The organism is Methanolobus sp. WCC4, from assembly GCF_038022665.1.
Classification (GTDB): Archaea; Halobacteriota; Methanosarcinia; order Methanosarcinales; family Methanosarcinaceae; genus Methanolobus.
Window position 1 is genome coordinate 21,269 of the sequence record NZ_CP150629.1, and the last position, 15,486, is coordinate 36,754.

A 15,486-nucleotide genomic window follows, 5' to 3' on the forward strand; every position below is an offset into this window, starting at 1 on the left:
GGCTTTGTGCCTTTTCTATTATTACTTCTGGCAGGCTTTGCAACATATATAAGAACTATACCATCTGCTGGAGTGTTCATTTCAAGCAACTTCATACGATTTGGAGGCAACGACCCATGGTATCATCTTCGAAACGTAGAATCAATCCTGCATAACTTCCCACATATCCTTTGGTTTGATGCATATACACACTACCCTAATGGAACACAACAGGTTTTTGCACCCCTCTATGACCTTGTCCTTTCAACCATCATATGGATCATTGGACTTGGCAATCCAAGTACTGAGCTGACACAGACAATCTCAGCCTATTATCCCATAATCTTGGGAGTACTTGTGATAATACCAACTTATTACACAGCAAAGTGGGTTTTTGATTACCGAGTAGGTCTGCTCGCAGCAACACTTATTACAGTTGCCCCTGGACAGTTCCTATCAAGATCAATCATTGGATTCAATGATCATCACATTGCAGAAACTCTCCTTACAACTACCATATCCATGTTTTTGATAATGGCTCTTAAGGCCTCACATGAACGAAATATTATTTTTAAAGACCTGACAGATAGGAAATATGATCACTTAAAAGCAGTCCTTCCATATGTTATACTTGCAGGAATAGCACTTGGAACTTATTCATTATCATGGTTGGGTGCAATCTTCTTCAGCTTCATACTTGGCATATATTTCACCGCCCAGCACATAATCAATCATATGCACAAGCGTGAAACAGGCTATCTGGCTATCATTGGAGCATTAGTATTTTTTGTAGCTTTGTTGATGGTACTTACAATGCCTGAACTTCGAGAAAGGGACCTGATGATAAAAGGATTCTTAGCAGGCATTATTGCATTTCCATTCTTCACAATCCTTTCAATAGAATTCAAAAAGAGGAAGTTAAATGAAAGATACTATCCACTTTCAATTCTATCATTGTCAGTTATTGTAGTGATCTTGTCAAAGGTGGTATCACCTTCTACATATGCACTGATAACAAGCTTAGCAAGTTTTTTCATGCGCACAGGCGGCGGCCTTACCATTGCAGAAGCATCCCCCCTGTTATCCATAGGAGGACAGTTCTCCCTTGCACCACTCTGGTACAACTTCGGAGCGCTTGGATACATCTCCTTCATCGCCCTAGCAATACTCATCTACAGGGCATTCACCCAGAAGAACACACCTGAGAACACATTCCTTATAGTATGGACACTCATGATAATCTGGGCCATGCTCCAGCAGAACCGCTTTGCATACTACTATTCAGTCAATGCGGCCATACTCAGCGCATGGGTCGGTATCAAAGTACTGGAACTTTCAGGATGGAAGGATCTGATCACTGACATCAAGGATAAAGCGTTCAGTGCCAAAAATATAAAGGCGATGCACATAATCTCAGCCATTTTCATCATACTTGTCCTGATATACCCATCCTACAGCCTTGCAATGCAGCAGTCCCAGGGAACCGGTGGACCCAACGGATACTGGATTGAAGCAACCACCTGGCTCAGGTACAACACCCCTGATCCAGGACTTGATTACTACGAAAGTTATGAAAAACCTGCAGATGGTGAAAGCTACGAATATCCCGATACGGCATACGGAGTAATGTCATGGTGGGATTACGGACACTGGATAGAAGTTATCGGCCATCGCATTCCCAACGCAAACCCATTCCAGCAGGGCGTTGGTGGCCGAAGGAATAGTATAGAAGAAGAGAACCAACCCGGTGCATCCACCTTCTTCACCGCACCATCCGAAGAAGAAGCAACAGCAGTCCTCGAAGCCATCCATCCGGACCCCGAAAAGGCAGGTGCTCGCTATGTGATCTCTGACGTTGAGATGGCAACAGGAAAGTTCTATGCAATGGCAGCATGGACACTTGACACAGAGAACTATTACATAGATGTCCAGACTGATTCAGGATATATGACAGTACCAGGCCCAAGATACTATAGCTCAATGGAAGCCAGGCTTCACATGTTCGATGGTAACGGACTCAAGCAGTATCGTCTGGTACATGAATCTCCAGCAGGAAGCACACAGGAACCAGGTTATAAGAACGTTTATAATCAACTCTTTGGAGGTAGTCTATCTGAAGAGGATACAGGATATGTGAAGATATTCGAGTATGTGGAAGGCGCAACCATTACAGGTACAGCCCCTGCCAATGAGACAGTGACCATCAGCAACACAATAATGACAGGACAGATGAGGACATTCACATACTCCCAGTCAACAAGTTCTGACGGGACCTACTCTTTCATCGTACCTTATTCCACAGAAGGACCTATCGAAGGAGAGACACAATTCGATACAATGCCCATGGGACCTTATGTGATAAGCTACGGGGACACCACACAGCAGGTCAGTGTCAATGAAATGGATGTCCTGAATGGGAACACTATCGAAGTCTGATGACTTCTGTCCCATTCATCCTTTTATTTTTCTTTTTTGTTTCCGACACTTACAAATAACATCATGCAGAAGCTAGCTCTAAGGTGATATATTGGACAATATGATCAAGGGAAAAGCATGGATATTCGGTAGTGATATCGATACCGATGTTATAATTCCCGGAAAATACCTGCGCACAAAGGATATGCAGGTCTTTGCAGACCATGCCATGGAAGGAATAGACCCTGAGTTCTCAAAAAAAGTGCAGAAAGGAGACATCATTGTTGCCGATGATAACTTCGGATGCGGTTCATCCAGGGAGCAGGCAGCACTTGCATTGAAATATGCAGGCGTTGGTTGCGTGGTAGCAAAGTCCTTCGGAAGGATATTCTTCAGGAATGCCATAAACGTAGGGCTGCCACTCATGGAAGCAGATGTTGAGTGCAAAGAAGGTGATGAGGTAGAGATAGACCTGCTTGAGGGAACTGTCAAAGTGGATGGAAAGGTGTTCCATGGAAACAAATTACCTGATTTCCTTCTGGAGATGCTAACTGCAGGCGGACTTGTAGCCCAGCACAAAGCAAAGAAGAACATCCAGTGACCTGTACACATGATATTCCCGGATGAATACAAATACGTGGGCCATAGCAGGCATCTTCCCGATGGAAGTGACAAACGCATCTATTTCCTTACAAAATACCTCATCGTTGAGAATGAGAAATGTGACAACGGAAGCTATTCACTTTATGAGGTAGTGCACCAGGGAGACGAGTTACTGAGAGATGTGGTAACCCTGAAAGAACTCGCAACCGGGGAAGAGATAGTTCACTATGATAAAGAACTAAACATAAAGGACAGGGCACTTCTCATTGAGATTGCAGCAGACATCTGTAAAGGAAATGTCAATACTGTGGTATTCACAGGCATAGACAAACACCTGACCTTCGTACACAAGCCGGACATTGGGGCTGTCCTCGATATAGAGATCGTTGATGTGGTCCCTCCCGAGCCATCCTGGCTTGCTAGTGTCATACGCAGACTGGAGGAGAGCGGGATATTCGGCGACCTGACGATCAGGTTCACAGAGAACCTGACAGACCTCAGGAAATTCGAAGGGGAGAACACAGTATTCCCATGTTCATCTTCAGGACTTAAAGGTAAATGTCTGGATTGTGATGTTATCGAAGAAGATGGCTATCTGCTCGTAGGATGTGAGATATCAAAGGGTCTTTTTGAATCGAGATTCCCGGGAATCGAATATTCATTTGTGAACATCTGCCCTTTCAAGTCGGACATATTCAAACCATCAGGACCATTCATCACACGATGCTGCCGTTCTGAAGAATCCGGAATCGTTACCATCAATGGGATCCGCGGTGCTGTGGTCCATTGGGGTGCTTCTGAATTTGACGTTGCCAGAGCGGTATGGGACCTTGTGGCAGACATAAGGAAAAGAGAGAACGAAGAGGTACGATGATGAAACTTGCTGTTGTAGAAGGCGACGGAATTGGTAAAGAGGTTATCCCGGCAGCCGTAGAGATACTTGATGCCTTTGAGATGGACATCGAGAAAGTACCTGTTGAACTGGGTTACGGCAGATGGGAAAGGACAGGTTCAGCAATAACCGACGAAGATGTGGCAACATTGAAAGAATGTGATTGCGTGCTCTTCGGCGCGGTGACAACACCACCGGACCCCAATTACAAGAGCGTGCTCCTCACCATCCGCAGGGAACTGGATATGTATGCGAATATACGACCCATACGTCCATTGCCCTCTGTGAAGGGAATTCATGAGCGTAACGACTTCAATTACATCATTGTAAGGGAAAATACGGAAGGCCTGTATTCGGGAATCGAGGAGATAGGGGACGAGGTTTCCACCACAAAGAGGGTCATCACGAGAAAAGGCTCCAAAAGGATCGCTGACTATGCCTGCAAGCTTGCGAACAACAGGATGAGAAAACTGACCATTGTCCACAAGTCCAACGTAATGAAGGCAGACAAGCTCTTCCTCGATGTTTGCAGAGAGAGCGCAACTGGTGCAGGAGTCGTACACAATGACGAACTTGTAGACTCATTCGCTTACAACCTTATCACATCACCATGGAACTATGACGTTATCGTTACAACGAACCTCTTTGGAGATATCCTGAGTGACATGTCAGGTGCACTTGTCGGCGGACTGGGGCTTCTCCCCAGTGCAAACATTGGCGACAAACATGCATTCTTTGAACCGGTACACGGAAGTGCACCGGATATTGCAGGACAGAACAGGGCAAACCCCATAGCCACTATCCTTAGCCTCAAGATGATGCTTGAATGGCACGGAGATGTTGCTGAGGCAGCCATATTGGAAGAAGCTGTAGACTCTGCATTGAACATGGGTATCTGTACACCTGACCTCGGTGGCAGGCACACTACATCAGAAGTGGGCAATATAATTGCAAAATACATAAGGACAAGACTGGAATAAAGACCAGAACATCTTTTCCAGTTGCTTTTCTTCCTTTACAATTGTTTTTTCTATTGGTTTCAGCCATCCTAACTAAGACCGAGTAGTGAGGACACTCCTGCCATGGTGACAACTGCACTTGCACCTGATATCCATACCATGATAACAAAATCTGTGGTAGCACTCAGCATGTGGCCTCCGTCGACGATACGAATGAGAAGCGCGGACATTAAAGAGTGACCTACCATTATGGCAAGGACCATGTTCGAAAGTGTGTCAATGCTACCTACATTCGTATACAGGATCATTCCCATGGACATACCGGCAGGCATCTCAACAGATGTGAACATTTCCTGCATCAGTCCCACCACACCAAGTGAAATATACATGGTAAAACCGATACCACCGGTCAGGCCATAGAGAACACCTACAAGACTGCCTGAGGACTGGGACCTTTTCTTCCTGAGAGTGACGATCCTATGGAAATTCGTGGCTATGATATCACCTATAACCTCTGGCTGACCACCAAGGTTGGTTGCCTGTACGAACATACCAGAGAAACGCTGTATGAGGTTACTTCCCGTGTTTGCTGAAAAATAATCCCATGAACTGAACTTATCGATCCTTGTAACAAGCATCTTGTACAGACTGTCCACATCCCTTGTAAGAGGACCAAAATCGTGTGCCCTCAACGCCTTGAGAGCTTCATCGATCACACCACCCCTTGCGCCGGCAGAACTTCCAAGAGAACGGATGAATGCAGGGAAATTCTCATCCTTCCTTCGGATAGCCTTCTCTATCTTCCTGGAAACATGCCCCGTATAGATGAGAGGGGTCAGCACCATCGCAACAGCGATCGATGTCTCGATCGGGGTGTATAGTATTCCCCATAGCTTTACGGCAATGAGAACAACAATACAACCTGTAATTGAAATAGGGACGGAACGATATAATTTTAATTTGTTCTCAGTGATGTTCTTAGAACGACTCCATGCAGGATCCTTTGGTATCTTGCTCTTTGTGAACATCAGCATGACAGCGTCAGTGACCAGGAAGATCAGAACAACGATACCCATGAGCAATTCCGCATTCATACCTGTGATAACAGGCATGATAACAGCGAAGGATGCCATGAATATCAGGGACATGATAAGTGATACGAAGAGTTCCTTGATGACCTCAACAGTATACAGGGCGCCATTGTACATGGCCTCGTATTCATTCATCACGACGTTCTGTTCTGCGAAAAGAAAGGTCTTGACATCTTCACCTGACTGCAGTGCGTGGGCGAACCTGTCAAGGAAATCCTCAAAGATAATAGATGGTGTCCTTTTTGATGTGAAACGGCACGCCTCTGCAAGGCTCATGTGCCACACAGTAACAAGATCGTATATCTTCTTCGTTTCCTCTGCAAGTTCCTCATAATCCTCATTCTCGGAAACGATACGGACGATATCTATCCTCGGGGTCTCTGCCGTTGCGATCGATCCCATCTGAGTGATATAATAGTGCATATTATTGTCTATTCGGGATGCTTTGGCAGCAAGTATGGACAATGGATAGGAGAATGCAAAGACAATACATACAACTGGTATCAGTACAGGCACAAGCTTCGTGGTTCCCGTGAAAAGTGTCGGAAGAAGAGCGAAAAGGAGTATGGAAAAAATGAAACCGAATGCTATGATAGGTATGGCGAATTTCTTGGCATAGGCCTTGGGTTCCATGCCCAGATTCTTGAATGCCTTCTCATAGCTCATAGAACTCACCTAAATGGAAAATGGAAGTCCATCCACACCATGCTTATAGAAATTGACTATGATCTCAAGGACCTCATAGTAGTCCTCGATCCCTCTTGAACGCATCTCTTCCAGTATCTTTGCCCTGAGGAAAAGATCCTGATAGATCATCCTCTTATCCTCATAACCAAGCTTTGAAGCTATCTTGTCCTCGAGGATGTAACTGTTATTGAGACCACGGAACTTATGGGTGTCAGTATCAGGTTCCCATATGAATACAGCTCTTGTGGCAACTCCGCCTATCTCCTCGTAATAGCCTTCTATCTCCTCTATGGCAAGTGCACGTCTGAGGAACTTGCCTTTACGATAGACAGCTGAAAGGATCATGGCAATGTTCAGATTATCAATAAAGGTCACAGGTACGTTGATAGGATCTGCTGTCAGACGCTGGATCATCTTCGATACAGCAGATGCGTGGAAAGTCGCAAGTACAGGGTGACCTGTCTGCATACCCTGGAAAGCGACGTTACCTTCAGCTCCTCGAATCTCACCTACAATGATATAGTTCGGCCTGGAACGCAGAGCAGCCTTAAGAAGTGCAAATGTATCTACCCTGGACTCGGGCGGACCTTCCTCACGGGTGATCAGCTGCTGCCATACAGGCTGTGGTGGCTGAACCTCAGCTGTGTCCTCTGCAGAGAACACCTTTGCCTTAGGGTTGACAAAAGCCAGACATGCATTGAGCATTGTGGTCTTGCCACTTGCAGTCTCACCACTGAAGAAGATACTCATACCATTCTCAAGACACATCCACATGTAAGCTGCCATTTCCGCGTCCAGTGCACCCCAGTTTATAAGCTGGGTAATACTTACAGGAACATCACTGAACTTACGCATGGTGAAACTGCTACCACGCTTACTAACATCTATAGGATAGATGATGTTAATACGGGAGCCATCCGGCAATGCACCATCGGCAATTGGCCTGGCATCACTTACAGGACGGCCTATACGCTCGCTCATACTGCGGAGCCAGTCGTCAAGACCCTGCTCATCCCCGAATGTAAGGTCGGTCTTTATAGTATCAAATATTTTATGGACAATAAAAACATTGTTTACTCCTATACTGCTGATATCCTCAAGATAAGGGTCCCTGATGATCGGCTCGATCGGTCCCGAACCGATGATATCCCTTTCTATATGGTAGAGGATCTTGTTATACTCCCCCTGAGTTAAAGGGACTTTTTTCTGTACAGGTATGAACTTCTGGAGAAAACTGAATTTCCCACCATCTCCATCTTCTATATTTCCACCTGCACCAACATCAACTGATGAATTGAGCAATTTAGTGATAAGCTCCTTAAGTTCGCTCTCTGTCTCTGGAACAGGTTCACTTGCTGACTTTTCAAGTACTATGTCCAGAATTGCACGATACTTGGCTTTATCAGAAGGGGTCAGTTCAGGCTCTATTCCATAATATCTTATCTCTCCAAGTTCGTCACCCCCATGAAGATGAACGAACACAGGATCACCAACTGGAAGGATAATGTTAACTTTGGAAGGATCGATATCCTTTGAAAGACTTACCATAAAAGTAGGCTCATCATCCCCGGTTTCCTGCATGAATTTCTTTACATACGTTCCCAGATGAGGATTCCTTTGTATAGCTTTCTGAAATTCCTGATCCATATAAACACCCTTTCAACTCATGATACAGAAGCGATCTCTACTACCAGACCCACTCTTGGCTCTATTCTGAATCCTATCATCTGTCCCACCGGAGCCTTGGCACCGGTGAACTTGTTAACAAGGATGGTCCTTTTGACCTCACTACCAAGAGGTTTCGTTTTCAGGGTCATGTAGACATCACATGAAGAGCGGAACATGGATGCGATCTCCTCACTTAGCTGATTGGATTCTATCGTCAGTATAATGACCTTACCCATCCCATTCAGCTTCTTGAAAAAAGATATCAGATCCAGACTCTTCTCTGTGTTGGCGCTGTATTTGATCAGCGAGGATATGGTATCGATAATGATAACATCCTTCTCAAAGAGCTCTTCAGCTGACATCAGCCTCTCTATGAAATCAACACGTGACTTCGCAGCCTGGACCAGCGGAATTACCGGAATGAACAACAGTGAGCCGTTCAACAGGTAGGGAGCTATAGGATAGTCCATGGAATACATCTGGTTGATGAAACCTTTTGTTGTCATCTGTGTGGAAACAACTGTCACACTTACGTCATTCTCTATCAACCCGAATGTCAGGCGCTGGGAGATGGAACTCTTTCCGCCGCCACTACCGCCCTCGAGAACTACCAGCGAACCGTGTGGAAAACCTCCACCTAATTTCGAATTAAGGTCATCCCTCGGAATCTCAAATGCATGTACATGTGCCATTTTTACCTCTGATAATTACCTCTGTCATGTTTCAAAGCTCATAGCACCGGACTTACCATTCTCAGCAGCTACCTGTATCCTATGGTCACCCGAACCCAATGGAGAAGGAGTGGTAGTGACATTCATGGTCAGGACATAACCGGGCCTCCACATAATGTCCCCATCATCAAGACTCAGGTCCACATCGCTGGGATCGATCAGGATACCATCTACAAGCACCGTCACGTAATCGGGCACCAATTCAGTCTTGCCTGTGTTCTTGGCATAGAAAGTATACTTCTGGGTGCTGTTGTCAAATGGAATGGTCTCGGGATCATTGATAATTGTTATATCTGTCCTCATCTGCTCGGAGAGCAATCTGCTGCTTGCACCGGATGATGAGACCAGGGACTGGACATCGGCTGTTATCAGCGCAACCGCACTGATCGCCAGTATGATAGCGGCTATGAAGAATATCATGTGAGTTATAGCCGTTTCTGCACCCGAGTCTTCTAACAGGCCAGTTCTTTCTCCAGGTAGTATGCGTTTCATGTTTTTCTGCCGGTCCGAATATAATATATGATCAATAGAATCAGATGTATAATATATAATTATTAGTATTTAAAATTGCATCCTGTCAGACCAGATAGGTATCATAAGCTGAAACACCATTCTCTGTCACGACCTTGACACGATGTGTACCAAGACCATAGAGACCTGTTACTGTCAGGTTCCTTGATTCTGAAGGTGTCCACGTGTACGAAGTATCGGTATATGAGTACGAACCCAGTTCTCCATCGATAAGAACATTCAACCTGTCGAACCTGATAGATTCGCTACCAGTGTTGGAAAGCATTACAGTTATATTGTAATCACTACCTGAAGAATAAACGATAGAATCATCGATCTCAATATCCGTCTGAAGCTTCAGGTATTGCATCTCAGACTGTTCATCAGAAGCATCACTGACTATCTCACTGGAAGTACTCAATGCAGTGTAGGACAGTGTTCCGAGAAGTACCGCAGAGATGAAGAAGATGACAGTGACCACGGACAGTTCAAATCCCATAGAGTTCCTCCAGTCCGTGCTTTACCTTTGCCATTTCCCTGTCTATGGAACTGAGCATATTCCTGTCGATCTTACGTCCGGATAACCTTTCAATGAAAAGCAGGGATTTCGTATGATCCTCAGGAAGAAGACGCCATGTAGGCTTCTCAACATAATAATCTATACCACGTGCATAAGCCATGATCTCAGACATGACATCCTCGCTTATCCATCCGATATCAACATAATAATCAAGAGCATCCATCAGATTGTTCCTTCCAACACGTTCCATCAGGAACTCTATCCAGTTGAGCAGGACAACAACACTTGTAGGGTCGGCCTTGATGGATTCAAGCCTCACCATTGGCAGGGCCATCTTCTTAGAGGCACCTGCAACATCGGTTTCCCCTTCTTCTGCGGCCTCCTCATCGGAAAAAGCACTTTCAGTGGATTCCTCAGCACTTTTAGCCCTTTTTGATACAGGTCCATTCTTTTCCAGTTCATCGATCCTCAGGGAGATATTGGCTGTTGCCTCTGCCAGATCCACTATGTTCTGGTCAAGCACATCGGTCCTTGTTGAGATCTCCTCTGAACGGGCGGTCAGTTTCTCTATGCCTTCGTGCATCATTACCATGGCATCTGCAAAGGCATCCATCTTGGACTCAAGGTCCTGCATCCTTGTATTTACCTCTTCTGAGATACCTGTTGGCATGCTCAGCTTCTGGTTCGTTGTATCAAGCTCGTTCTTAATAAGAACAAGCATATCACCCAGTTCAGTGATCCTCTTGTCAGTCTTCTCGAACCTCTCTATCGTATCGCGGGAACCTGCATCATCACCCACGAAAGGGTTGACCTGATTGGAGACGATCTCATAGAGGGATAACAGTTCAAGGACACTCTGGTCTATCTTATCAACAGTTTTCCTGATATCCTCATTGTCCTTCTGGACCATGCTCAGGGTCACATCTGCCTTTGAGACCTTAGTTTCTACATCTTTCAGCTTTTTCCTGTTCTCCTCTACCATCTCATTGTCGACAGATGATTGTTGAACCTGCTGTACACCAGGACCTGGCAGAGCACCTGGAGGACCGCCCGGGGCACCCATACCCGGTGGGAACTGGGGAGAGTCAACACCCGGTGGACCAGGTGGAGCACCTATACCCGGCGGACCACCTGGAGGGAATCCTGCGGACAGGTCCGGAACTGACCCAAGGTCAGGAGTACTCTGGAGAAAAGGAGGGGCTTCTGAGCCAAATGGAGAATCGGCTTCCTTTTTTTTGCCCTTTTTCGAAAGAGCGGAAGTCACTTTTTTTATCTTGTCGCTTAATCCGGCCATGGTTCCACTGATACTGATAAATGTTATGAGATAGATAAATCTATATTTCATAGATTATACCCTTAATAATATATATAAATTATGAATAAAATGCATGAGGCATTTTCATTTAAATATCAGTCAGATCAGTTTAAATCACTTATCAGACTTTACATTACTGATCCACGTGGCACGTAAGAAAACATTCAAGACCGAGATGATATCCGATAAGGATGGTATCAGATTCGCAACCCCGGAGCCTGTTGCAGAGTACAGGGCAAAAAGGCTGCAATGCAAGGTCATCGCAGACATCAGTTGTGGTATCGGAGGACAGGCAATATACTTCGCAAAACGATGCGACAGGGTATATGCAATAGAGATCGATCCCAAAAAGATAGAATATGCAAAGAAGAATGCAAAGATAATGGGTGTTGACAATATCGAGTTCATTACAGGAGATGCGCTTGCACCGGAGACCATTGCACAACTGCCTGAACTTGACGTGGTCTTTTCAGACCCTGCAAGACCTCCTGCGGAAAAGGAGAGAAGCATCGATAACCTGAGTCCTTCCATCCCGGAAGTTATGAAGGCATATGCAGATAAGAGTTCGAACTTTGCATTCGAGGCACCTCCCCAGCTCTCACCTGAGAAGATACCTTATGATTGTGAGAAGGAGTACATGTCACTTGAAGGAAAGCTGAACCGCCTGGATCTCTATTTTGGCGAGCTTAAAAAAGCAGATATATCCGCTATTGCCCTGCCAGGTGAAGCGATCATTCAGGGATCAGGTGAACCGGCTAGCGTTAAAGTTACAGAGCAACCGCAAACCTATACCTATGAACCGGAAGAATGTGTTACAAAAGCTGGCCTTCTTGAACAACTTGCATCATCCTTCAATGAGAATGAAGATGAAGTTAGCATCTATCGTATAGATAACAAAAGAATACTCATCAGTTCTGACAGACCACTGGAATCCAGTTTGTTCAAGAATGGATATAAGGTTGCAAAGATCATGGGTTTTGATATAAAGAAAATTAACTCATACCTGAAAAAGAACTCATTCGGTACGGTCATCATCAGAGCTGCTATAGATCCAGAGAAATACTGGGACGTGCGCAACACACTGGAAAACAATTTAAAAGGGGAAAGAAAAGCGCATCTTTTCGTCAAAGGAAATGACGCGATCATATGTGAAGTGCTGGATCAGTGAAATTCCATTTCCAGCAGTTCCTTCGTTCTTTTTATGAGCTCTTTCCTGCTGAAGGGTTTAGTGATGTAGTCATCTGCTTTGAGGACATGCAGACCAAGCATCTTGTCGAATTCCTGACTCTTCACGGTCAGCATGGCCACTGGTAAACGTGGACGTATCTCCTTTATCTTATGGAATGTCTCCCATCCATTCATATCAGGCATCATTATATCAAGCAGAATGGCATCGGGGTGTTCTCTGTCAATTGACTCAAGGCACTCGAAACCACTTTTTGCACCAATAACCTCTATATCCTCGGATTCAAGGATGAGTTTTATAAGGTCAATGGTATCCGGTTCATCGTCAACGACCATAATTTTAGGACACATAGTTCATCAGTTACTCCTGAAAAGGGAATAATGATATTATCGTATAAATATATATTGAATATGAATAATTACTCCTCGTCGACCCATCCAAGGCGCCTCATGACCATCTTTATCCTGGCCTTGACCTCACGCTTGTCGAATGGTTTGGAGATGTAATCATCGATACCAAGTTCCATCCCCCTGACCTTATCCTCTATGGCAGTCTTGGCAGATATCATGATCACAGGAATGTCGTTTGCCGATTTACTTTTCTTAAGATGCTCAACGACCTCATAGCCGTCCATATCCGGCATCATTATATCAAGAAGGATCAGATCAGGAAGTTCCTTGAGGGTCATATCAATGGCCTCTTCACCATTGTGGGCTACAATGAAGTCATAAGGTTCACTGATAAGGGACAGTTTCAATAATTCAGGTATATCCGGTTCGTCATCAACGATAAGGATCTTCAACCGGTCCCCTCTTATCTTTTTCTGCATAGGCTCGAACTCGATAGAGCCTTCTTCCACAGAGTACCTGTAATCGAAATTCTTCATACCGATCTCAGTGTGTATCTCACCCACGTTCGTTATCTCGATCACAACATCAAAGAACGATGTGATAAGAACTTCTGTTTCAGATGGCAGGATGTTCTTGGAAAGCATCGAGATCATACCTCCCCCGTTCTCAGCCACCTTCTTCTCCATGAACTTAACAAAGTTCTCCACCACCTGCATGGTGTCGGTCGATAGGACATTCATATTATCCACAATTAGCAGGGACTTTTCATTGTCCTGGAAGATGTTGGATATATGAGAGGCCATCTTAGTATAATCGGCCACTGAACTGCAATAAAAGGTGTCGTCATGATGTTCCCTGCCCGGAGCATCGATATCAATGAAAAGGAGTCTTGCGCCAGTATTGACATCAAAACCGAAATCCTCGAACCGGTCAAGTACCTTATCCCTTGAAGCGCTCAGACACAGCCACACTATTGTCCGGTCAGGGTCTTCCTTCTGGACATATGATACATAGAAATATGCCAGCCGCTCAATAAAACTGTCTACAGGAGCAAGGAACAATGCATTTTTGCTTGCCAGCTCTTTCCTGAGGGTTGAAAGTGCCTCCCGGGTTTGATCATTCATTGACAAGTACCTTTTAATTTTGTTTAGTAAATATTATTAGGTTTATTTTCTTATTAATGTTTGGGAAGAAAATGTGCTTGCAGCAGGGAGATCAGTTCATTTCATGGGTATCAGGCTAACCTGAGGATAACCGGATAAAAAATCCATCTGAACTGCAAAAACACCAGTCTGCGGCACGATACCGTACATCACCAGTGTTTTATCCACGTTCTCGAACTTCCAGTGGGTTGTGGCCATGTGCGCCACAGATTCCGTAATCCTCTGCCCATACTTTGTTACCGCAAGGACAACGTTATCAGTGGTCTTCGTAATAGATGCCATCTGACCTATAATGGAACCGACACTTTCCCAGCCATAATCATACTCCATACTGTCAAGGCCGATATAATCAAGAAGTGGAGAACCATACTGGCGCATCATCTCATTTTTGGACTTGTGGAACACATCCATATCCTTATAGACATTGCCTGAGAATGGTTCGATATACGGAGGGATCATGCCTTTAGCATCACGGATCTCAAAGCCGGTGAACCGGCCATGGAAATTATCATCACCTGTGAAAGGGGAGATCAGGCGTTTCTCGGTCTCGACACTCGTACCTTCAGTAGGCAGGCTGAGAAGACCACGGCCTAGATTCAGGTGATTTATGAATGTAGGTAAAAGTAAACTGTAAAATGAGTCACCGACACCACTTGTTATCTCGAACAGATTGAAGCTGCCCTTCTGATAACCACCACCAAGTATCTCATCGAAGTCATGGATACCTGTTGACACCTTACTTTCGATAGGATCTGGCAAAGGTTGTGGTACCTGTGTTTGTTCAGGGTATGCCACCTTGAAAGGTTCAAAGCTCCTGAACGTCCCCCCGTCAAGCGTGAATGGGTATCTTGACTGGGACAATTCCACACCGCGCATCTTCAGCAGGTTGATCTTCCTGATGTCACGGCCCGATATATCAGCGATCTCAAGAGAAACAACACCATCTACAAGATAATCAAGGGAAGTGACACCTGTCTGCTCGGTTATCATAATAAGATCCGCGTTCACCTTCCTAGAGAAATCGAAAAGGAGGCGTTCAAGTTCGAACTTATTGTCCTCCCAGTCAGCAGAACGTGTTGTGGCGATGCTGAGTGAATCAATAGAATCCACTACAATAGTGGGTTTTGAATCGCTTACCTCCCATATCTCCCTGACACGGGTTGCAAGCATCCGGAGAAAATCCTCGTTGTTATTGAAATCTCCCTCTATCCAGGGATATTTTCCATACTCAGAGGATTTGTCGATACGCGGCGAGATGTAGACACAATTGCCTTCGGAACACAGCTCATCAAGTATTCCGAACACAAAGGTCGTTTTTCCAGTTCCAGGCTTACCTTTTACAAGAAGCGACTTGCCGAACTGTGAAGAGAAGAAACCTTTGACCTCACCGGGTATCATCCATATTCCTCGAATCTGT

At 45.1% G+C, this 15,486-nt stretch carries 14 protein-coding genes; 5 read left to right on the forward strand and 9 right to left on the reverse strand.

What is annotated here, in order from left to right:
- Positions 1-6: 6 nt before the first annotated feature.
- The 4 genes from V7O63_RS00090 to V7O63_RS00105 all read left to right on the forward strand — a co-directional run bounded on the left by V7O63_RS00090 (position 7) and on the right by V7O63_RS00105 (position 4,869).
- On the forward strand, positions 7-2,415 hold the full coding sequence (locus tag V7O63_RS00090) for an oligosaccharyl transferase, archaeosortase A system-associated (RefSeq protein WP_340820854.1): 2,409 nt from the start codon (positions 7-9) through the stop codon (positions 2,413-2,415).
- A gap of 88 nt (positions 2,416-2,503) precedes the next feature.
- The gene (locus V7O63_RS00095; protein WP_340820855.1) at positions 2,504-2,995 is read left to right on the forward strand and encodes a 3-isopropylmalate dehydratase small subunit; all 492 of its coding nucleotides are present in this window, start codon (positions 2,504-2,506) and stop codon (positions 2,993-2,995) included.
- 9 nt (positions 2,996-3,004) lie between these two features.
- The gene (locus V7O63_RS00100) at positions 3,005-3,871 is read left to right on the forward strand and encodes a hypothetical protein (protein WP_340819095.1); all 867 of its coding nucleotides are present in this window, start codon (positions 3,005-3,007) and stop codon (positions 3,869-3,871) included.
- Entirely contained in the window at positions 3,871-4,869 is a 999-nt protein-coding gene (locus V7O63_RS00105; protein ID WP_340820856.1) for an isocitrate/isopropylmalate family dehydrogenase, read from the forward strand. The genes V7O63_RS00100 and V7O63_RS00105 overlap by 1 nt, the downstream gene beginning before the upstream one ends.
- A 68-nt stretch (positions 4,870-4,937) precedes the next feature.
- Here V7O63_RS00105 and flaJ read toward each other — a convergent pair whose 3' ends face one another.
- The 6 genes from flaJ to V7O63_RS00135 form a co-directional block, all read right to left on the reverse strand.
- Positions 4,938-6,605: an archaellar assembly protein FlaJ gene (gene flaJ / locus V7O63_RS00110; protein WP_340819096.1), complete on the reverse strand. Its 1,668-nt coding sequence runs from the start codon at positions 6,603-6,605 to the stop codon at positions 4,938-4,940.
- 9 nt (positions 6,606-6,614) lie between these two features.
- Entirely contained in the window at positions 6,615-8,273 is a 1,659-nt protein-coding gene (locus V7O63_RS00115) for a type II/IV secretion system ATPase subunit (RefSeq protein ID WP_340819097.1), read from the reverse strand.
- Positions 8,274-8,290: 17 nt separating this feature from the next.
- Positions 8,291-8,986: an ATPase domain-containing protein gene (locus V7O63_RS00120; RefSeq protein ID WP_340819098.1), complete on the reverse strand. Its 696-nt coding sequence runs from the start codon at positions 8,984-8,986 to the stop codon at positions 8,291-8,293.
- Between the two features lie 24 nt (positions 8,987-9,010).
- On the reverse strand, positions 9,011-9,517 hold the full coding sequence (locus tag V7O63_RS00125; RefSeq protein WP_340819099.1) for a flagellar protein G: 507 nt from the start codon (positions 9,515-9,517) through the stop codon (positions 9,011-9,013).
- Between the two features lie 85 nt (positions 9,518-9,602).
- On the reverse strand, positions 9,603-10,034 hold the full coding sequence (locus V7O63_RS00130; RefSeq protein ID WP_340819100.1) for a hypothetical protein: 432 nt from the start codon (positions 10,032-10,034) through the stop codon (positions 9,603-9,605).
- Positions 10,024-11,349 carry a FlaD/FlaE family flagellar protein gene (locus tag V7O63_RS00135; protein ID WP_340819101.1) on the reverse strand — a complete coding sequence of 442 codons (1,326 nt, stop codon included), beginning with the start codon at positions 11,347-11,349 and terminating at the stop codon, positions 10,024-10,026. The genes V7O63_RS00130 and V7O63_RS00135 overlap by 11 nt, the downstream gene beginning before the upstream one ends.
- Positions 11,350-11,515: 166 nt before the next feature.
- Here V7O63_RS00135 and V7O63_RS00140 point away from each other — a divergent pair, with 166 nt between their 5' ends.
- The gene (locus V7O63_RS00140) at positions 11,516-12,538 is read left to right on the forward strand and encodes a methyltransferase domain-containing protein (protein ID WP_340819102.1); all 1,023 of its coding nucleotides are present in this window, start codon (positions 11,516-11,518) and stop codon (positions 12,536-12,538) included.
- Here the strand turns inward: V7O63_RS00140 and V7O63_RS00145 are convergent.
- The 3 genes from V7O63_RS00145 to gvpD all read right to left on the reverse strand — a co-directional run bounded on the left by V7O63_RS00145 (position 12,532) and on the right by gvpD (position 15,467).
- Positions 12,532-12,906 (reverse strand): response regulator, encoded by a 375-nt coding sequence (locus V7O63_RS00145; RefSeq protein ID WP_340819103.1) that lies wholly within the window; start codon positions 12,904-12,906, stop codon positions 12,532-12,534. The genes V7O63_RS00140 and V7O63_RS00145 overlap by 7 nt on opposite strands.
- Positions 12,907-12,974: 68 nt before the next feature.
- Entirely contained in the window at positions 12,975-14,030 is a 1,056-nt protein-coding gene (locus tag V7O63_RS00150) for a response regulator (RefSeq protein ID WP_340819104.1), read from the reverse strand.
- Positions 14,031-14,126: 96 nt separating this feature from the next.
- Positions 14,127-15,467 carry a gas vesicle protein GvpD P-loop domain-containing protein gene (gvpD, locus tag V7O63_RS00155; protein WP_340819105.1) on the reverse strand — a complete coding sequence of 447 codons (1,341 nt, stop codon included), beginning with the start codon at positions 15,465-15,467 and terminating at the stop codon, positions 14,127-14,129.
- Positions 15,468-15,486: the final 19 nt, after the last annotated feature.